The sequence below is a fragment of the Amycolatopsis sp. NBC_00345 genome (genome assembly GCF_036116635.1).
In the GTDB taxonomy this organism is placed as follows: domain Bacteria; phylum Actinomycetota; class Actinomycetes; order Mycobacteriales; family Pseudonocardiaceae; genus Amycolatopsis.
The window spans coordinates 1,193,066-1,210,589 of record NZ_CP107995.1; the positions used below are offsets into that span (position 1 = coordinate 1,193,066).

Sequence of the window (17,524 nt, forward strand, 5' to 3'; positions counted from 1 at the left end):
CTCTGGTATGGCGAAGGGGGCGCGTTGGAGCGCGTGCTGATCGTCTCGGCGAACATCGGGGAGGGGCACAACGCCACCGGGCGGGCGCTGGAGGGCGCCGTGCGGGAGCGCTGGCCCGGGGCCACGGTGCAGTGGCTCGACACCCTCGACGTGCTCGGGCGCGGCTTCGGGCCGTTGTTCCGCCGTCTGTACGTGGCGAACGTGGAGAGCACCCCGTGGCTGTACGAATTCTTCTACACCGCGATCTGGCGGTTCGCCTGGTTCGCCGCCGTGGGCAAGCGTTTCGTCGGCGCGGTGTGCGGTCGGCGGCTCGCCCGGCCGGTCGCCCGCTTCGGCCCGGACATGGTGCTCTCGACGTACCCGATGGCCACGGCGGGGCTGGCCTGGCTGCGCCGCCGGGGACGGCTGGACGCGCGGATCGGCGCGTGGGTCCCGGACTTCGCGCCGCACCCGTTCTGGATCTACGGCTCGGCGGACCTCACCATGGTGATGCACGACGTCGCGGTGGGCCCAGCGCGGCGTAGCTCGCCGTCGGCTGTGGTGGGTGTGTCCGCGCCGCCCGTGAGCGCGGAGTTCTTCCCCGGGGACCGCGCGGGCGCGCGCCAGCACCTCGGCGTGCCGCCGGAGGCGTTCGTCGCGCTGGTTTCGGGCGGCTCACTGGGGTTCGGCGACGTCCGGGGGACGGTGCTGGAACTGCTCGCCGCTCATCCGGACGTGCTGCCGATCGCCGTCTGCGGCCGTAACGAGGCGCTGGCGCGGACGCTACGGCGGATCGGCGACCCCCGGCTGCGGGTGGTCGGCTGGACCGGCGAGATGGCCCGCTACACGATCGCCGCCGACGTGGTGGTCACGAACGGCGGGGGCGCGAGCGGGCTGGAGGCGCTCGCCTGCGGGCGTCCCGTGCTGATGCGCCGCCCGATCGCCGCGCACGGCAAGGCGAACGCCCGGCTGATGGCCGAGGCCGGCCTCGCGCTGGTGTCCGAAAAGGACGGTGAGCTGGCGGAGACCGTCCGGGCCCTGCTCGCCGAGCCGGACCGGCTCAAGTCGATGGCCGAGGCCGCGACCCGCCACTGCGACTCGGCGACCCCGTTGACGGCGGCGCTGGAGTCGCTTGTGGACGGTCCGCGGAACCCGGCCCCGGAGCGGCTGCGCGCGGAGGACGCGCTGTTCCTCCACGTGGCCACTCCCGAAGTGCCGCAACAGGTCGGGGCCGTCCTGATGCTCGACCCGAAGGCCGACGGCACCCCCGCCACCCGCGCCGACGCGGCCCACCTGCTGGCCGCGTTGCCCGGCCTGCGCGCCCGCCTGCTGCCCGGCAATGGCCTGAGGCGCGCGAAGTGGCAGGAGGCCCCGGCGCGCGGAGTCGAGGACATCCTCACCGACGTCGTGGCCGAACCCGGCGCGGACTTCGAGACGGCGCTGACGGCGGCGATGGACGGCTTCTTCTCCGTCGGCGTCCCGCCGGAGCACCCGTGCCGCGCGCGGCTGGTCACCGGGCTGGCCGGCGGGCAGGGCGCGTTGCTGATCGCGCTGCACCACGCGGCGAGCGACGGGATCGCGGTGATCGGCGCGCTGGTCGGGCAGGCGCGGGGCAAGGCTTCCGTGGTCGTGCCGCCGCCGGTCCGGCGTTCCGGCCGCGCGTCGGTGCGTCGGCCGGGCTGGTTCACCGAACGCCGGTCCGCGGCGGCGCGGCTGGCCCGTGGGGTCTGGGCGCTGGCGCGGTCGGGCACCGCGCCGCGAGTGCGCTGGGAAACCGGGATCGACGGCCCGGAGCGGCATTTCGCCCGCGCACACCTGTCTGCGCCCGAAGTGCGGGCGGCGGCCCGGCGGCTCGGCGCGCCGGCCACGGACCTGGTGCTGGCGCTGCTCGCGGAGGCGCTGCACCGTGAACTCGGGGCGGCCGCGCCGGAGCGTGTGCGGGTGCTGATCCCGATGTCCATTCGCGACACCGGCACGTTCCGGCAGCTGGGCAACCACACCGGCGCCGCGTCGGTGGACCTGCCCACCGCCCCGATGCCGCCGGCGCGACGCGTGGCGATGACCCACGAATCGCTGCGGGACCAGGTCGGCCGCGGCGCGCCGCGCGCGGGCAACGCCGTGGTGCGGGTGCTCGGCGTGCTGCCACCGTGGCTGCACCACCACCTCGCGCGCCTGGTCTACCGCGGCACGTGGTTCAGCGTGATCGCCTCGGTGCTGCCCGGCGCACGCTCGCCGGTGACACTGAACGGCTCGCTGATGCGGACCGTCTACCCGGTCCTTTCGCTCGCACCCGGCGCCCCGGTCGCTGTTGGCGTGATGACTTGGGCTGATCGGTTCACGGTCTGCGTCACGGTGCCTGCCGCACATGCCGCGCGGGGTGACCGGCTGGCGGCCGGGATCACTGCGGCCTTCGCGGACTTGCAGGCCGGGCTTGGGTGCGCGCCATGACCGAGGCCGGACCCGTCGCCTGGCCACCGGCCCCGATCAGGACCGGGCGGCTGGTGCTCCGTGAGCCCGAGGCCCGGGACCGGCCGGGGATCATCGAGCTGTTCGCTTCTCCTGAGGTGCACGCCTACCTCGGTGGCCCTCGACCGCGTGCCGAGCTCGAGCGCACGGCGCCCGAGGTGCCCGGGCGGCGCTTCGGCTTTTTCGTGATCGATCTCGACGGCGCGACAGTCGGCGTGGTCACGCTCGATCGGCGCGCCCCGGAGCGTCCGGGGCACATCCGTCCGGAAGCCGGGGAGACCGAGCTCGGCTACCTGTTGCTGCCGGAGGCGTGGGGGTTCGGGTACGCCGCCGAGGCGTGCGCGGCGGCACTCGGCTGGTTCGCCGGCGCGCGACCCGGCGAGCCGGTGGTGCTCTGCACCCAGACCGCCAACGACCGTTCGATGCGCCTCGCGGCGAAGCTGGGGTTCACCGAGGTGGAGCGGTTCGAGGAGTACGGCGCCGAGCAGTGGTTCGGCGTGTGGTCCCCGGTCACGCCGTCCGACTGAGCACCGGCCCGACGGTTACTTGAAGAAGTGTGTCGAAGGCCGGGGGATCTCCTCGCCGTCGACGAAAACGTCGAGTTTCTCGTTGTAGAACGAGACCAGGCCGGCGATCGGGGTCATCGCGACGGTCGGGAAGTCGTACGACCAGGCCAGGTCCTGGTGCAGGACGTCGCCGGTGCGGATCGACCAGTAGCCGGTGGTGCGGCCCTTGTACGGGCAGGCCGAGACCGTGGCGGTGGGCACGAGGTGGGTGAAGTCGACCTCGGTGCGGTTGAAGTAGTAGCGCGTCGGCAGGCCGGTTTCGAACAGCAGCACCGGCGAAGACGACTCCGCGAGCGTCACGCCGTCCAGCGCGACGCGGACATGGCGGGTCGAGCGCAGCGCGTCCACCCGCGTGTACGGGTTGCGCGGGTGCACGAAGACCTCTTCGTCCTCCTCGAACCACGAGTCGAGGGCAGTCCACTCGAAACGCACGTGTGCGGCCAGACCGGAGACGGCGTCTTCGCCGTACACGCGCGCCGCCGCGGGCTTCACGACGTCGCCGACGTGCAGGGCGTGACGGCGGGCAGTGCCGCGCTTGAGCCGTTGCGGATGGTCCTCGTCGACGAGCAGGCCGGGCGTGACGTCGGCGAGCGGGATGTAGAACTGCGGATAGTTGGGCCATTCCCACACGTACAGCGCGCTCGTGGTGTCCAGCACCACCTGGCCGCCGAGGGTGGCGCGGACGCGCCGGGGCACCGGCTCCACGTGGTCGGTCTCGGTGATCATCGCCGGGTAACCGGGCACGGCTGCTCCTCAAAGAGCTGGGCACGGCGCGCGGATTCGCTGCCTGCGCGCCGTTCTGGGGGCCGTCAAGGCCTCCTTACCCGCGTGGGACGCGGGTAAGGAGTCCTTGACGGTTGTTGACGCCCTGAAGGCCACCTTGAGGGCGCGCTATGCCCTGAAGGTGGCCTTCAGGGCATAGGTCAGGCGGTCGCCCGCTTGGGCAGTTTCCAGCCGGGGCGGGGGAAGTGGCAGGTGTAGCCGTTGGGGATTTTCTGGAGGTAGTCCTGGTGTTCGGGTTCGGCTTCCCAGAAGTCTCCGGCGGGGGTGACTTCGGTGACGACCTTGCCGGGCCAGAGGCCGGAGGCTTCGACGTCGGCGATGGTGTCGGCGGTGACCTTTTTCTGGTCGTCGTCGGTGTAGTAGATCGCTGAGCGGTAGCTGGCGCCGAGGTCGTTGCCCTGGCGGTTTTTGGTGGTGGGGTCGTGGACCTGGAAGAAGAATTCGAGCAGGTTCCGGAAGTCGGTCTGTTCGGGGTCGTAGAGGACCTCGATGGATTCGGCGTGGTTGCCGTGGTTGCGGTAGGTGGCGTGGGGGATCTCGCCGCCGGTGTAGCCGACGCGGGTGGCGACGACTCCGGGCTGGTGGCGGAACAGCTCTTCCATGCCCCAGAAACAGCCGCCCGCGAGAATCGCCTTCTTCGTTGTCATCCGTATCTCCCTACTCGCTCTCGGCGGTGGTGAACAGGGCCCGGTAAGCGCCGTAGCCCTCTTTTTCCAGGTCGTTCAGGTGGATGAAGCGCAACGACGCGGAATTGATGCAGTACCGCAGGCCGCCCTGGTCGGCCGGGCCGTCCTCGAAGACGTGCCCGAGGTGGCTGTCGCCGTGCATCGAGCGGACCTCGGCGCGGATCATGCCGAGGCTGAAGTCCTTCTTCTCCACCACGTTCGCCTGCTCGATCGGCCTGGTGAAGCTCGGCCAGCCGGACCGGCTGTCGTACTTGTCCACCGAGGCGAACAGCGGCTCGCCGGAGACGAGGTCGACGTAGATCCCGGGCTCCTTGTTGTCCCAGTAGACGTTGTCGAACGGCCGCTCGGTCCCGTCCTGCTGGGTCACGCGGTACTGCTCGGCGGAAAGCCCGGCGACGGCATCCGGGTTCCGGTGGTATGACGCCTGTTCCTGGGACACAGCTCTCCCTTCACGGCCTCTCGGCGCGAACTTGGGAACCAGGTGAAACGCACCTGGACGTGCGGTTACCAGGACAATCTACGGCCGTTTTCTATTCCGCCGCCGCCCCGTGGCCACCAGTGTCGGAGTTTCGTAAGGTCTGCCGCCGCTTGCCCGCGCCGGGGCCCAGCGCGCCGTCGTCCAGGAGGTCGAGCAGGGTGCGCAGCGCGCGGCTCGGCGGCCGTTCCGCGTGGGACGCGGCGGTGAGCGGCCAGGTGAAGCCCACCTCCGTGAGCGGCACCACGATGACGCCGGGCACGGACAGCGGGACGACGTCGGGGACCACCGCGACCCCCAGGCCGGCGGCGACGAAACTGGGCACCGCGCGCAGGTCCGCCACCTCGACGGTGACGCGCCGCGGCGAGCCCATCGCGGCGTAGGCCCGGTCGACGGCGATCCGGTTGCCGAACCCGCGCGGGGTGTCGACGAACCGCTCGCCCGCGAGGTCCGCCAGCCGCAGCGAGCCGCGCCCGGCCAGCTCGTGGCCCGAGGGGACCAGCGCGTGGTACGGCACGGCGATCAGCTCCCGCACGGCCAGCCCGCCCAGCTCCGTTTCGGGCAGGCCCAGCAGCGCCACGTCGAGGCGGCCGTGCCGGATGTCCTCGGCGAGGCCGGTGGAACCGGTCATGGAGACCGTGACGTGCATGTCCACCAGCGGGTGCTGCGCGTGGAAGGCGCCGAGCAGCGCCGGCAGGTCGAGCGCGCTGACGCTGGTCATGGTCCCGATCCGCAGGCTTCCGCGCAGCCCGGCGGAGGCCTCCTGCACCACCGAGCGCGCCCGGTCGACGGCTTCGAGCGCGGTCTTCGCCTCCGGCAGGAACGCGCGGCCCGCCACCGACAGCGCGACCCGGCGCGTCGACCGGTCGAACAGGGTCGTGCCCAGCTCGGTCTCGAGCGTCCGGATCGTGGCGGACACGGTCGACTGCACGGTGAACAGCCGTTGGGCGGCGCGCGTGAAGCTCAGCTCCTCGGCGACCGCGACGAAGTACTCCAGCTGGCGGGTTTCCACGGCATCGATTATCGCTCAAGACGATAACTCTGACAATCATTTTTCGTTGGACCGAATGAGTCGGCGCTGGCATCGTCTAAGGCACCAGCCCTTCCCGGAAGGCCACCATGCTCGACATCTCTCCGCGCACCCTGTCCTCGTCCCCGGCCAGGCGTGTCAGCCACGGCTGGGGATTCGGCGTGATCGCGTTCGCCTTCGCCGTGTCCCTCTCCTTCTCGACGCTGCCCACGCCGCTGTACACGCTGTACCAGCAGCGAGACGGCTTCCCGACCTTCGTGGTCACCATCGTCTTCGCCGCCTACGCGGTGGGCGTGATGGCGAGCCTGTACCTCGCCGGGCACGTCAGCGACTGGCTCGGCCGGCGCCGCGTGATTCTCGCCGCGACGCTCGCCGAAGCGCTGTCGGCGGTGATCTTCCTGGCCTGGCCGGAAGTTCCCGGTCTCGTCCTCGCCCGGTTCGTGTGCGGCGCCGGGATCGGCGCGCTGACCGCGACCGCCACCGCGCACCTTTCGGAGCTGCGCGCGGTCGCGCGGCCGCAGGAGGACCCGGGCCGGGCCGGCCTGGTCGCCACCGTGGTCAACATGGGCGGCCTCGCGCTCGGCCCGCTCGTCGGCGGCTTCTTCGCCCAGTACGCGTCGGGCCCGCTGACGACGCCGTTCCTGGTCTTCCTGGTGCTTCTGCTCCTCAGCGCGCTCGCGGTGAGCCTGGTGCCCGAGACCGTGGAGCGGCGAGAGGAGCGCCCGGCCTACCGGCCCCAGCGGGTCTCGCTGCCGGCCGCGGCCCGGCCCGCGTTCTTCGCCGCGGCCATCGGCGTCTTCGCCGCGTTCGCGATCACCGGGCTGTTCACGGCGCTCGCGCCGACGCTGCTGGCCCAGGGCCTGCACGAGCCGGCCAAGCTGCTGGCGGGGACCGCTGCGTTCTCGCTGCTCGGCTCGGCGGCGCTCGCGCAACTGCTCTTCGCGCCGGTCGCGACCGGCGTCCAGCTGCGGATCGGCTACGCGCTGATGGTGGCCGGCCTGGTCGTGCTGCCGGTCTCCGTGCTCGTGCCCACGCTCTGGCTGTTCTTCGCCGGCAGCGTCCTCGCCGGTGCCGGGGTGGGGCTGGGGTTCCGCGCGTCCGTCCGGACCGTCGCCGCGCTGGCCGACCCGCGGTCACGGGGCGAGGTGCTCGCCGCGCTGTTCCTCGCCGCCTACGCGGGGCTCGTGGTGCCGGTGCTGTCCGTCGGGCTCGCCGTGGTGTGGGTTTCGAGCCCGGTGGCGCTGCTCGGGTTCTCGGTGGCCGAGCTGGTGCTGCTGGCCTTCTCCGCGCGCCGGGCGTTCAGCGGGGCAGCCGCCCGGCGGTGAGGCGGACGGTGAACCCGTCCTCGTCGCGGACCATCGCGACGTGCTCGCACAGCTGGTGCGTCAGCCACAGCCCGAGCCCGCCGGTGGCGCGGTCGGGTGCGGGCAGCAGCCCGGCGAACGGGTCGGCCGGGCCGGGGCCGGTGTCGTGCACGCTGACCACGGCGTGGCTGTCGTCGGACCACAGGCGCATCCGGACCGGGCCGCGGCCGTGGCGGTGCGCGTTCGTCACCACCTCGCTGACGGACAGCACCAGGTCGTCCAGCGCGTCCGGGGACAGCGCCGCCCGGTTCGCTTCGGTCACCGCGCGCCGCGCGGCCGCCGGATCCGGGTCGACCAGGTCCAGCTGCGGCGGCCGGAGCTGGACCGGGTGCGGCGGCACCGGCCACGGCGCGGTGAGGAACGCCCGCGGCTCGATGTAGTCCACTGTGGACACCCCGCCGGGGCCGGTGACGAGCGGGTGGGTGCGCCGGACGTCGTCGAGCACGTGCGGCGGCACGATCCGGGTGTCGTAGGCGCACAGCGTCCGCACCGGGAACTCGGCGTAGGCGTGGTTCACCGCGGACTCGTAACGCGCCCACCAGTCCCAGGAGTAGCCGAACGCGACGGGGGGCAGCTCGCCGATGATGCGGATGTCCACGGCACCGGCGGCGACGTAGTCCGCCATCCTCTTCCGGTACGCCTTGAGCACCGAAGCGGGCCGTGCGTACAGGTCCCCGGCGGCGACGAAGGTGAGCCCGGCCGAGTCCGGCACGGCCTCGTAGATCAGCTCGGCGCGCCGCGGCTCCAGCGACACCAGCGCCGGCTCGCCGGCCAGCAGCCCGGCCTGCAGGAACGGCACGGCGACGGCCAGGAACTCGTCGTCGGAGGAGTGGCAGAAGGCCTGGTGGTCGCTGCCCCGCAGGCCGGTTTCGGGCACGGCCGTCACGCGCGGTGCCCCGTTCGCCGGGACGCCGGGGCGGGCAGGGCACGGCCGCGCGGGCACTGAGGGTGCTCCTCGCGTGAAATCCCGGGCCTGCCCGGCAGCTGCATGGCGGGCAGCTTACGCCGCCGGGTTCCGGTCACCGGTCACCCGCCGTGTTCCAGCGCATGGTCACGGTGGTGCCGTCCGGTCGCTGCGCGTACTCGCTTTCGTGGGCGAGGCCGCGGATCAGCAGCAGCCCGCGGCCACGCAGGCCGTGGGTGTCCTCCGGCGGCTTCCACGTGCCGTGGTCGGTGACCACGACGGTGATCCGGCCGTTCCGCATCGTCGCGACGACGTCGAGCACCCCGGCCTGGCCGTCGCGGTAGGCGTGCTCGGCGGTGTTGGCCATCGCTTCGTAGCCGGCCATCACCACGTCCTCCTGCAGCTCGACGGCGATGCCGAGCGCGGACGCCCAGCGGGCCAGTGCGCGGCGCAGCTCGATCAGCGGCTCCGCGGTGGCGGTGACTCGGCGGCGGAACTCCGGCGGGGGAGCGGCGCGCTCACCCGTGGTGGGGCCGGTCATGCCGCGCCGCCGGGCCGGTGGTGCACGTGGATCAGGGCGATGTCGTCGTCGTGGCGGCCGCCGGTGAGGTCCTGGATCAGCCGGTCCCACGCGGCCCCGGCGCCCTCGCCCGCGCGCAGCCCGCCGAGCGCGGCCAGCAGCCGCTCGATGCCGAGGGTGAGATCGCGGGTACGGCCTTCGACCAGTCCGTCGGTGTAGAGCACCAGGCCCGTGCCGGGCGGGAATTCCGCTTGCCGCTGCGGGAATTCCCGGCCGACGCCCAGCGGCTGCGCCAGCGCCTCGCCGATCTGCTCCGGCGGGCCGCCGGGGTGCAGCAGGATCGCCGGCAGGTGCCCGGCGTTGGCGTAGGCGAGCGTGCCGGCCACCGGGTCGTGCACGGCGTAGAAGCAGGTGACGAAACTGGCGTCGCCCAGGCTCCCGGTGAGCTGGGAGACGTTACGCAGCAGCTCCGACGGCGGCAGCTCCAGCAGCGCGTACGAGCGGATCGCGGTGCGGACCTGGCCCATCACGGCGGCCGCGGTGACGCCGTGGCCGACCACGTCGCCGATCACGAACGCGGTGCCGCCCGAGGCCAGCCGGATCACGTCGAACCAGTCGCCGCCGATCTTGATGCCGGTGGCGGCGGGCAGGTAGCGGGTGACCAGGTCCAGCCCTGGGATCTCCGGGGTGGCGGGCAGCATGCTGCGGGACAGCTCGGTGGCGAGGTGGCGCTCGCGGTCGAACAGCCGCGCGTTGTCCAGCGCGATGGCCGCGTAGCCGGCGATGCCCTCGGCCAGGTACTCGTGCCGCTCGGTGAACCGCCCGGTTTCCGGGTGCCCGAAGAAGAATCCGCCGAGCACCTCGCCGCTGGTCGGGCTCACCACCGGCACCGCGAGGTAGCTGCGCACGGGCAGGTGGCCCTCGGGCATGCCGTGGTACGGCGCGTTGTGGCCGAACCGCGGGTCGGCTGTGATGTCCTCGCTGCGGACCGTGCCGAGGCCGTCGAAGGTCGGCGCGAACACGGCGGTGTTGCGGGGCATCGGGAAGCGGGAGAACGCCTCGCGCGGCACCCCGGAAAGCGTGTACAGCGTGTAGGACTCGCCCGTCTGGTCGATCAGGTTGTAGAAGAACGCGCCGAACTGCGCGCCGGTGGCCGTGGTGGCGGCGTCGGTGGCGTCCTGCACCAGGCGGGCGATGTCGAGCTGCGCGGTGAGCCGCCGCCCGATCGCGTGCAGCGCGTCGACGAGCCCGGCCTCCGCGCGCAGCTGCCGGACGGTGCCCGCCAGCTCGGCCGTCGCGGCGGCGATCCCGGCCGCCACCGGGGCGAGCCCCCGTCCGCCGGGTGCGCGGCTGACCAGCAGCACGGCGCCGGCGTCGTCGGCCAGCACCACGGCGCCGGTGACCGAGCGGGGGTCCGGGACGAGCCCGGCCAGCGTGGCCTCGTCCGGGACCACCACGGCGTCCCCGTCGAGGAACCGCGCCGGCTCCTCGCCCGCCAGCCGCCGCGCCTGCACGGCGACCGGGGCGCCGTCACCGTCCACGAGCGACTTCAGCACCGCGTCCACGATCGGGCCGAGCCCGCCGGCGCCGGTCATCTCCCCGCCAGCGCGGCGGCCAGCGTCGGGAAGACGGCCAGCTCGTCGGTCAGCCGCGTCATCTCCAGCGGCCGCAGCGTGAGCCGCCCGCTCGCCACCACCCGCACGGTCGAGGGCGCGGTGTGCCGGTGCGCCCGCACCAGCACGGCCATGCCCGCCGACGCCAGGAAGTCGACCGCGCTCAGGTCGATCACCAGCAGCCGCCGCCCCGGCCGGGCCGCGCGGTCCACGAGCTGCTGCAGCTTGGGCGCGAGGGCGAGGTCGAGCGCGCCGCTCACCCGCAGGACCGTCGCGTCGCCGTCCTCCGACAGCACCACCGCGCCCGCCGGGGTCTCCGCGCGGCCGAGCGGCTCCGCTCCCGAGTCAGCCATCCGCCAATACTGCCAAGCGCGGCGCCCGCGCGCCTGGTCATCTTCGCGAAGGCGCCGGTTCGGCGTAACCGGCCGTTCGCCCCCCGGCTGGTCCGCACCGGGCCCGCGGGCCGGGGCTAACCTTGGGCGGTGCCACTGGATCCGCGAGCCCAAGCCCGCCTGCGCCGGCTCGAGGCGATCACCGACGCCGCGCTGGGGCATCTGGAGCTGGAGCGGCTGCTGCACACGATGCTGGAGCGCGTCCGCGAGCTGTTCGGCATCGAAACCGCCACCGTGCTCGCGTACGACCACGAAGCGCGGCAGCTGACGGCCATCGCGGCCACGGGCATCGAGGAAGAGGTCTTCCAGGGCGTGCGGGTTCCGCTGGGCGCGGGGTTCGCGGGGCGGGTCGCCGCGTCGCGGGAGCCGGTGGTGGTCAACCGCGGCGACGGGTCGCCGGTGGTCAACGCGCTGCTGTGGGAGCGGGGCCTGGTGTCCTTGCTCGGCGTCCCCATGCTGGCGGGCGACGAACTGGTCGGGGTGCTGCACATCGGCTCCACCGTGGCCCGGGTCTTCGGCCCCGACGACATCGACCTGCTGCGGCTGGCGGCGTCGCGGCTGGCGCTGGCGATGCGCGTGGAGGTGGCGAGCGAGGACCGGGCCGCCGCCTCGGCGTTGCAGCGCAGCCTGCTCCCGGCGCGCCTGCCCGAGGTGCCGGGGCTGGAGTTCGCCGCGCGGTACGTGCCGGGTTCGGGCACCGCCGTCGGCGGCGACTGGTACGACCTGTTCCCCCTGCCTGGCGACCGGCTGGGCGTGGTAATGGGCGACGTCGCCGGCCACGGCCTCGGCGCGGCCGTGGTGATGGGACGGCTTCGCAGTGCGCTGCGGGCGTACGCGCTGGAATCCGGCAGCCCGGCCGAGGTACTGGGGAAGCTCAGCCGGAAGGCGAACCACTTCGAGCACGGCGTGATGGCCACCATCGCGTACGGCATCGTGGAGCCGGGCCGCGACCGGCTGGTGCTGTCGCTCGCCGGGCACCCGCCGCCGGTGCTCGCCGTGCCGGGCCGGCCGGCGGAGCTGGTGGACGTGCCGCCGGACGTCCCGGTGGGCCTGGGGCTCAGCACCTCCGGGCGTCGCGACACCGTGGTCGAGCTGCCGCCGGGGAGCCTGCTCGTGCTGTACACCGACGGCCTGGTCGAGCGCCGCGGCGAAGACCTCGACGACGGGCTGCGGCGGCTGGTCGGCGCCGTCACCACCGGCGCCCCGGAGTCGGCGTGCGCCCGGGTGATGGCGGCGCTGATCGGGGCCACGGCGGCCGAGGACGACGTCGCGCTGCTCGCGGTGAGCCGGACGCCGGCGGACACCCCGTGAGCACGCCGGTTTCCGCCGGCGCGTAATCCGGTTTTACCGGCCCCGGGAAATGTGCGTACAAATTAGACCGACATTTCCCGCGAATTGTTCGAACCGACCAGGATGTGAAACCGGTTGGCGCCCACCGGTTTCCGCTCTAGCTTCAGTTCGCGGCGGATCTTGTTCGCCGAATCGCGACGAGGGGAGCCGGGGCGTGGCGACGGGCGAGATCACGGCGATGGCACCGGTCGGCCTCGGCTGGCTCGTCGCCCGGATCGGCGAACGGACGGCGCGCGGCATCGCGAGTGCCGTCTCCGGATTGATCCGCGACGGCGAAATGCTGCCCGGCGCCCGCTTGCCGACCGTGCGCGCGCTCGCCGCGGAACTGTCGGTGAGCCCGACGACGATCGCCGAGGCGTGGGCGCAATTGCGCGCGGCCGGGCTGATCGGCACCGGCCGCCGGCGCGGCACCACCGTGCTGGCGCCGCCGCCCGGGCCTTCGGCCGTACGGTCGTTCGAAGGCTGGCGCACCATCGACCTCGAACACGGCCTGCCCGACCCGGCGCTGCTGCCGCCGCTGGAGGACGCCGTCGCCGCGGGGGTGCGCACGGAGCGGTTGAACAGCGCCTCCAAGGATTTCATCACCCCGCGGCTGCGCGCCGCGGTGAGGCCGACGTGGCCGTTCCCGGCCGAAGCCTGGACGGTCGCCACGGGCGGGCGCGAGGGCGTCGCGCTGGCCTGCCAGTCCGTCGCCCGCCCCGGTGACGTGATCGCGGTGGAGGAGCCGACGGCGCCGTGGCTGCTGGAAATGCTGCGCCGGTCCCGGATCCACGTCGTCCCGGTGCGCTGCGACGAGCACGGCCCGCAGCCGGAATCGCTCGCGGTCGCGCTGACGCACCGGCCCGCCGCGTTCGTCTACCAGCCGCGGGCCCACGTGCCGCTGGGCCATTCCGTGCCCGCCGAGCGGGTCGCCGCGCTCGCCGCCGTGGTGGCCGCGGGCCGCGCCGGCCCGGTCGTGATCGAGCACGACGACCTCGGGCCGCTGGCCTCCGCGCCCGCCGTCAGCGTCGGCACGCACCTGCCGGACCGGGTGCTGCTGGTTCGCTCGTACTGCACGGTGTTCGGCCTCGAACTGCGCAGCTGCGTGCTCGCGGGCGCGGCGCCGCTGGTGGAGCGCGTGCGGGAGCTGCGGACGTTCGGCATGGTCTGGTCGAGCCGCATCCTGCAGGACGCGCAGGCGTTCCTGCTCACCGACGCGGCCACCGGCGTGCTGCTGCGCCGCGCGCGCCAGCGGTACGCCGATCGCCGGGCCGCGCTCGCGGACGCGTTGGCGGACAACGGGATCCGGGTTTCCGCGCGGGACGGGCTGGCCCTGTGGGTGCCGGTGCCGGACGAGACCCGCACGCTCGTCACCCTGGCCGCGAACGGCGTCTCGGCCGGCCCCGGCAGCCGCTGCTTCGCCCGGCAGGCGCCCGCGCCGCACATCCGCGTCGCGATCGGGCAGCTGCCCGACGACCCGGCCCTGGTGGCTGACCTCGCGACGATGATCGCCACGGCCGCGGACCGCCGTCCGCAGCGGTCGGCCTGAAACCCCCGAACGAAGTAAAGGCATGAACCGATGACCGAGTCCGTCCTGGGCAACGCCGCGTGGGCCTCGCTCACCGGCCCGCACGCGCACTTCGCCGAGCGGAAGGGGCAGGTGCTGCGGTATCCCGTGGACGTCGCACACTTCCTCGCGGTGCCGGACGAGCCCGACGGGCACGTCTGGCGTGACATCGCGGACCTCGCCGGCCCGGGCGCGGTGGTGCCGCTGCCCGCGCAGGCCGGCCCGCCGCCGCCCGGCTGGGAGATCCTGCGCGACGCGACCGGCGTCCAGCTCGTCGACGACCACGTGGCCGCCGCGCCCGACCCCGAGGCGGTCCGGCTGACCGCCGCCGACGTGCCCGAGATGCTCGACCTGGTCGCCAGGACGAAACCCGGCCCGTTCCAACCGCGCACCGTCGCACTGGGCACGTACCTGGGAATCCGCCGGGGCGGCGCGCTCGTCGCGATGGCCGGGGAACGGCTGCACCCGCCGGGCTGGACGGAGATCAGCGCGGTCTGCACCGACCCGGCCTTCCGCGGCCGGGGCCTGGCCGCCCGCCTGGTCCACGCCGTCGCCGCGGGCATCCGCGACCGCGGCGAGACCCCGTTCCTGCACGCCGCCGCGACGAATACGAACGCCATCCGGCTCTACGAAACGCTCGGGTTCCGCCTGCGCCGCCGGACGGTGCTCGGCCGGGCCCGCGTCCCCGCGGACGAGCGGCTCAGCACCCCCGCCCGCTGACCCCGCACTTCAGGGCTTGTGAGTGTTTATGACGGTTAGAACCGTCATCGCCACTCACGAGTCCCTTGGGACGGACGCCGTCAAGGCCTCCTTACCTGCGTAGGACGCGGGTAAGGAGGCCTTAACGGACTTTGGCCGACGCGGGGCAGCGGCACGGGCGGGGTCAGGAGTTGGTCACCGGCAGCCCGGGCGGGTTCACCTGAGCGGCCGGCACGGCTTCGTTGCCGAGACCGTAAGCGGCGAGCCACTTCTGGTACTGGCCGTGCGCGATCAGGTAGTTGATCGCGTCCGCGAGGGCGGCGGCGAGGCCGTTGTCCTTCTTGGTGGTCGCGGCGATCAGGCCCTGCAGCGAGGACCCGGCGCCGGAGTACTTGCCCGCGCCGTGCGTCGGATTCGGTGTCTTCGCGGTCTGCGCGGCGTGGTAGGCGATGCCGGGGTTGGGCGCGAAGTAGGCGTCGATGCGGTGCGAGGACAGCGCGAGGTAGGTGCTGTTCTTGTCCCCGAACGTGCGGACGTCGAGCTTCTTCCCTTCCGACTTCAGCTTTTCCTGCCACTCCAGCAGGATCTTCTCCTGGTTGGTGCCCGAGTCGACGGCCACCGTCTTTCCGGCGAGGCTCTCGTAGTTCCCGTCGAAGTTCCAGACGTCGGCCTTGTCCACTTCGAAGCCGAGGTTGTCCTCGCGGTAGGAGGCGAAGTCGAAGCCCTGCTGCTTGCGCTGCTCGGTCACGGTGATGTTGGAGAACCCGGCGTCGAACTGTCCACTTTGGATTCTGACGAACAGGTTCTGCCACGACGCGTTCTGCAGCTCCGGCGTGAGCCCGAGCACGGCGGCGACGAGGCGCCCGAGGTCCGGTTCGGCGCCGGTGAGGTTTCGCTGGTCGGCGCCGACGTAGGCGAGCGGCGGGAACCCCGACGGCAGCGCGCCGACGCCGATGACCAGCTTCCCGCTGTCGAGGATCTTCTTCGGCACCTTCGCGCGGAGCTCCGGCACCGCGGTCACGCTGAGCTGCACGGGTTTCGCGTCGGCGGTGTTGCCGGCGACGGTGACGGACTGCGGCCCGTCCGGGCTGGTCGCGGCTTCGGTGGCGCCGCCGCAGGCGCCGGCCAGCAGCGCGACGGCGGCGAGCGCGGGCAGGATCGTGCGGGTTCTCATCGGTTCTCCTGGGTGGTGCGGACGACGCGGCCGAGGAACTCCCGGGTCCGTTCGTGCGCGGGACGGTCGAGGACGGTGGCGGGCGGGCCCTGTTCGACCACGCGCCCGGCGTCGAGGAACACGACGTGGTCGGCGATCTCGCGGGCGAACGCGATCTCGTGCGTCACCACGATCATGGTGGTGCCGGAGCGGGCGAGGTCCTTGATCACGGCGAGCACCTCGCCGACCAGCTCCGGGTCGAGCGCGGAAGTCGGCTCGTCGAACAGGATCAGCCGCGGCTCCAGCGCCAGTGCCCGCGCGATCGCGACGCGCTGCTGCTGCCCGCCGGAGAGCTGGCGCGGATAGGCGCCGGCCTTGTCCGCCAGGCCGACGCGCGCGAGCAGTTCGCGGCCGCGGGCCTCGGCGTCCGCCCGGCGCCGCCGCTGCGTCACCACGGGCGCCTCGACGACGTTGTCCAGGATCGTCAAGTGCGGGAACAGGTTGAAGCTCTGGAACACGAACCCGATGCGCGAGCGCTGCCGCAGGATGGCGCGCTCGCTCAGCTCCTTGAACCGGTCGCCGTGCACGCGCACGCCGATGAGCTCGCCGTCGATGCTCACGTAACCGCTGTCGAGCCGTTCGAGGTGGTTGATCGCGCGCAGCAGGGTCGACTTGCCCGAGCCGGACGGCCCGATCACGACGGTCACCTGCCCGCCGGGCGCGGTCAGGTCCACGCCGTCGAGGACCCGGGCCGCGCCGTAGGACTTCACCGCGCTGCGCAGGTGGACGGTGGCGCTCACCGGGCCACCCCCGCGGACCGCAGCCGGGCGCGGAAGCGCTGCAGCGGCGTCGGCGGGACGGTCCGCAGCGCGCCGCGGGAGAAGTAGCGCTCCACGTAGTACTGGACCACCGACAGCACGCTGGTCAGGATCACGTACCAGGCCGTGCCGACCAGCAGCAGCGGGATGATCTGCCCGCTGTTCGTGCTGGCCTGCGTCTCCACCACGCCGAACAGCTCCAGCAGCGACGTGATGTAGACGACCGACGTGCCCTTGAGCAGGCCGATCAGCTGGTTGGCGTAGGCCGGGACGATCGCGCGGGTCGCCTGCGGCAGGATGATCCGCCGGTACTGGCGCGAGCGCGGCAGGCCGAGCGCCGCGGCGGCCTCGAGCTGGCCCTGGTCCACCGAGATGATGCCGGACCGCACGATCTCGGCGGCGTACGCGGCTTCGTTGAGGCTCAGCCCGAGCACGGCTACCACGAAGAAGCTGAGCAGGTCGGTCGCGCTGAACCGGACGAACGACGGGCCGAACGGGATGCCGAGGCTCAGCGTGTTGTACAGCGCGGTGACGTTGACCAGGAACAGCAGCAGCACGATCAGCGGGATGGAGCGGAAGATCCAGACATAGGCCCAGGAAACGGCCTGGAGCAACGGGTTCTTCGACAGCCGCATGAGTGCGAGCACGACCCCGCCGACGAGCCCGAACACGGCGCTGAGGCCGGTCAGCTCCAGGGTGAGCAGCAGGCCGTCGAGGATCACCGGCCGGAAGAACCAGTAGCCGAACACGTCCCACTGGAACACCGGGTTGGTCACCAGCGCGTGGGCGAGCTGGGCCAGCAGGACGAGGACCACGGCGGCGGCCACCCAGCGGCCGGGCCGCCGCAGCGGGGCGACCTTCCGGGCGGCGAGCTCACGCAGGCGTTCGTCACCCGCGGGCTCGACGGCGGGCCGGGTGGCCGGGGGAGAACTCAACAGGGGCTCCTGGGGGATGCGGGGGCGTGCGGCCGCTAGCCACTGTCACCCGCGCGATCCGCCGTGTCGAGCGTCCTCTCGGGACTCCCACATGCTGAACCGGGCTTCTGTCAACGGTTTTCTGTGCCGGGCTTGTACCAGGATCGTCCACTGTGGATCCGGGACGGGATCGGTGGTACGTCAAGGGTGTTCAGGGAGTGGGACCGGGTGGCGGTGGTGTCCGGGTGCCGCCGCCCGGCTCCCCG

At 73.1% G+C, this 17,524-nt stretch carries 17 protein-coding genes; 6 read left to right on the plus strand and 11 right to left on the minus strand.

The genetic code is table 11. The features are described 5' to 3' along the window. Nucleotides 1–33 precede the first annotated feature (33 nt). Together OG943_RS05450 and OG943_RS05455 are read left to right on the plus strand one after the other, a co-directional pair. Nucleotides 34–2,427 carry a WS/DGAT domain-containing protein gene (locus OG943_RS05450; protein ID WP_328612010.1) on the plus strand — a complete coding sequence of 798 codons (2,394 nt, stop codon included), beginning with the start codon at nt 34–36 and terminating at the stop codon, nt 2,425–2,427. Further along, nucleotides 2,424–2,972, plus strand: a complete 549-nt coding sequence (locus OG943_RS05455) for a GNAT family N-acetyltransferase (RefSeq protein WP_328608568.1) — start codon at nt 2,424–2,426, stop codon at nt 2,970–2,972. Before OG943_RS05450 ends, OG943_RS05455 begins: the two co-directional genes overlap by 4 nt. 15 nt (nt 2,973–2,987) lie before the next feature. On the opposite strand, the gene OG943_RS05460 is transcribed toward OG943_RS05455, so the two are convergent. The 4 genes from OG943_RS05460 to OG943_RS05475 all read right to left on the minus strand — a co-directional run bounded on the left by OG943_RS05460 (nt 2,988) and on the right by OG943_RS05475 (nt 5,967). Continuing rightward, on the minus strand, nt 2,988–3,755 hold the full coding sequence (locus OG943_RS05460) for a DUF427 domain-containing protein (RefSeq protein ID WP_328608569.1): 768 nt from the start codon (nt 3,753–3,755) through the stop codon (nt 2,988–2,990). A gap of 179 nt (nt 3,756–3,934) precedes the next feature. Beyond that, nucleotides 3,935–4,441, minus strand: a complete 507-nt coding sequence (gene msrA / locus OG943_RS05465) for a peptide-methionine (S)-S-oxide reductase MsrA (RefSeq protein WP_328608570.1) — start codon at nt 4,439–4,441, stop codon at nt 3,935–3,937. A gap of 10 nt (nt 4,442–4,451) precedes the next feature. Beyond that, nucleotides 4,452–4,919 carry a peptide-methionine (R)-S-oxide reductase MsrB gene (gene msrB, locus OG943_RS05470; protein ID WP_328608571.1) on the minus strand — a complete coding sequence of 156 codons (468 nt, stop codon included), beginning with the start codon at nt 4,917–4,919 and terminating at the stop codon, nt 4,452–4,454. 91 nt (nt 4,920–5,010) lie between these two features. Further along, a complete protein-coding gene (locus OG943_RS05475) occupies nt 5,011–5,967 on the minus strand; it encodes a LysR family transcriptional regulator (protein WP_328608572.1) in 957 nt (318 codons plus the stop codon). 107 nt (nt 5,968–6,074) lie between these two features. Here OG943_RS05475 and OG943_RS05480 point away from each other — a divergent pair, with 107 nt between their 5' ends. After that, the gene (locus OG943_RS05480; protein WP_328608573.1) at nt 6,075–7,310 is read left to right on the plus strand and encodes an MFS transporter; all 1,236 of its coding nucleotides are present in this window, start codon (nt 6,075–6,077) and stop codon (nt 7,308–7,310) included. Here the strand turns inward: OG943_RS05480 and OG943_RS05485 are convergent. The 4 genes from OG943_RS05485 to OG943_RS05500 all read right to left on the minus strand — a co-directional run bounded on the left by OG943_RS05485 (nt 7,285) and on the right by OG943_RS05500 (nt 10,739). Next, a complete protein-coding gene (locus OG943_RS05485) occupies nt 7,285–8,235 on the minus strand; it encodes a sensor histidine kinase (protein WP_328608574.1) in 951 nt (316 codons plus the stop codon). The two genes, OG943_RS05480 and OG943_RS05485, sit on opposite strands and share 26 nt — an antisense overlap. 133 nt (nt 8,236–8,368) lie before the next feature. Beyond that, nucleotides 8,369–8,794, minus strand: a complete 426-nt coding sequence (locus tag OG943_RS05490) for an ATP-binding protein (RefSeq protein ID WP_328608575.1) — start codon at nt 8,792–8,794, stop codon at nt 8,369–8,371. Beyond that, on the minus strand, nt 8,791–10,368 hold the full coding sequence (locus OG943_RS05495; RefSeq protein ID WP_328608576.1) for a PP2C family protein-serine/threonine phosphatase: 1,578 nt from the start codon (nt 10,366–10,368) through the stop codon (nt 8,791–8,793). Before OG943_RS05495 ends, OG943_RS05490 begins: the two co-directional genes overlap by 4 nt. Further along, nucleotides 10,365–10,739, minus strand: a complete 375-nt coding sequence (locus OG943_RS05500) for an STAS domain-containing protein (protein ID WP_328608577.1) — start codon at nt 10,737–10,739, stop codon at nt 10,365–10,367. Before OG943_RS05500 ends, OG943_RS05495 begins: the two co-directional genes overlap by 4 nt. 129 nt (nt 10,740–10,868) lie before the next feature. On the opposite strand from OG943_RS05500, the gene OG943_RS05505 reads away from it, so the two are divergent. The 3 genes from OG943_RS05505 to OG943_RS05515 all read left to right on the plus strand — a co-directional run bounded on the left by OG943_RS05505 (nt 10,869) and on the right by OG943_RS05515 (nt 14,394). Then, on the plus strand, nt 10,869–12,089 hold the full coding sequence (locus OG943_RS05505) for a PP2C family protein-serine/threonine phosphatase (RefSeq protein ID WP_328608578.1): 1,221 nt from the start codon (nt 10,869–10,871) through the stop codon (nt 12,087–12,089). A gap of 193 nt (nt 12,090–12,282) precedes the next feature. Beyond that, nucleotides 12,283–13,656 (plus strand): aminotransferase class I/II-fold pyridoxal phosphate-dependent enzyme, encoded by a 1,374-nt coding sequence (locus OG943_RS05510; protein WP_328608579.1) that lies wholly within the window; start codon nt 12,283–12,285, stop codon nt 13,654–13,656. 30 nt (nt 13,657–13,686) lie between these two features. Then, complete coding sequence (locus OG943_RS05515) at nt 13,687–14,394, plus strand: GNAT family N-acetyltransferase (protein ID WP_328608580.1); 708 nt, start codon at nt 13,687–13,689, stop codon at nt 14,392–14,394. 163 nt (nt 14,395–14,557) lie between these two features. On the opposite strand, the gene OG943_RS05520 is transcribed toward OG943_RS05515, so the two are convergent. The 3 genes from OG943_RS05520 to OG943_RS05530 are packed head-to-tail and all read right to left on the minus strand — an operon-like array spanning nt 14,558 to nt 17,279. Beyond that, nucleotides 14,558–15,547, minus strand: a complete 990-nt coding sequence (locus tag OG943_RS05520; protein ID WP_328608581.1) for a transporter substrate-binding domain-containing protein — start codon at nt 15,545–15,547, stop codon at nt 14,558–14,560. Further along, on the minus strand, nt 15,544–16,326 hold the full coding sequence (locus OG943_RS05525; protein WP_328608582.1) for an amino acid ABC transporter ATP-binding protein: 783 nt from the start codon (nt 16,324–16,326) through the stop codon (nt 15,544–15,546). The genes OG943_RS05520 and OG943_RS05525 overlap by 4 nt, the downstream gene beginning before the upstream one ends. Beyond that, the gene (locus OG943_RS05530; RefSeq protein ID WP_328608583.1) at nt 16,323–17,279 is read right to left on the minus strand and encodes an amino acid ABC transporter permease; all 957 of its coding nucleotides are present in this window, start codon (nt 17,277–17,279) and stop codon (nt 16,323–16,325) included. Before OG943_RS05530 ends, OG943_RS05525 begins: the two co-directional genes overlap by 4 nt. Nucleotides 17,280–17,524 lie beyond the last annotated feature (245 nt).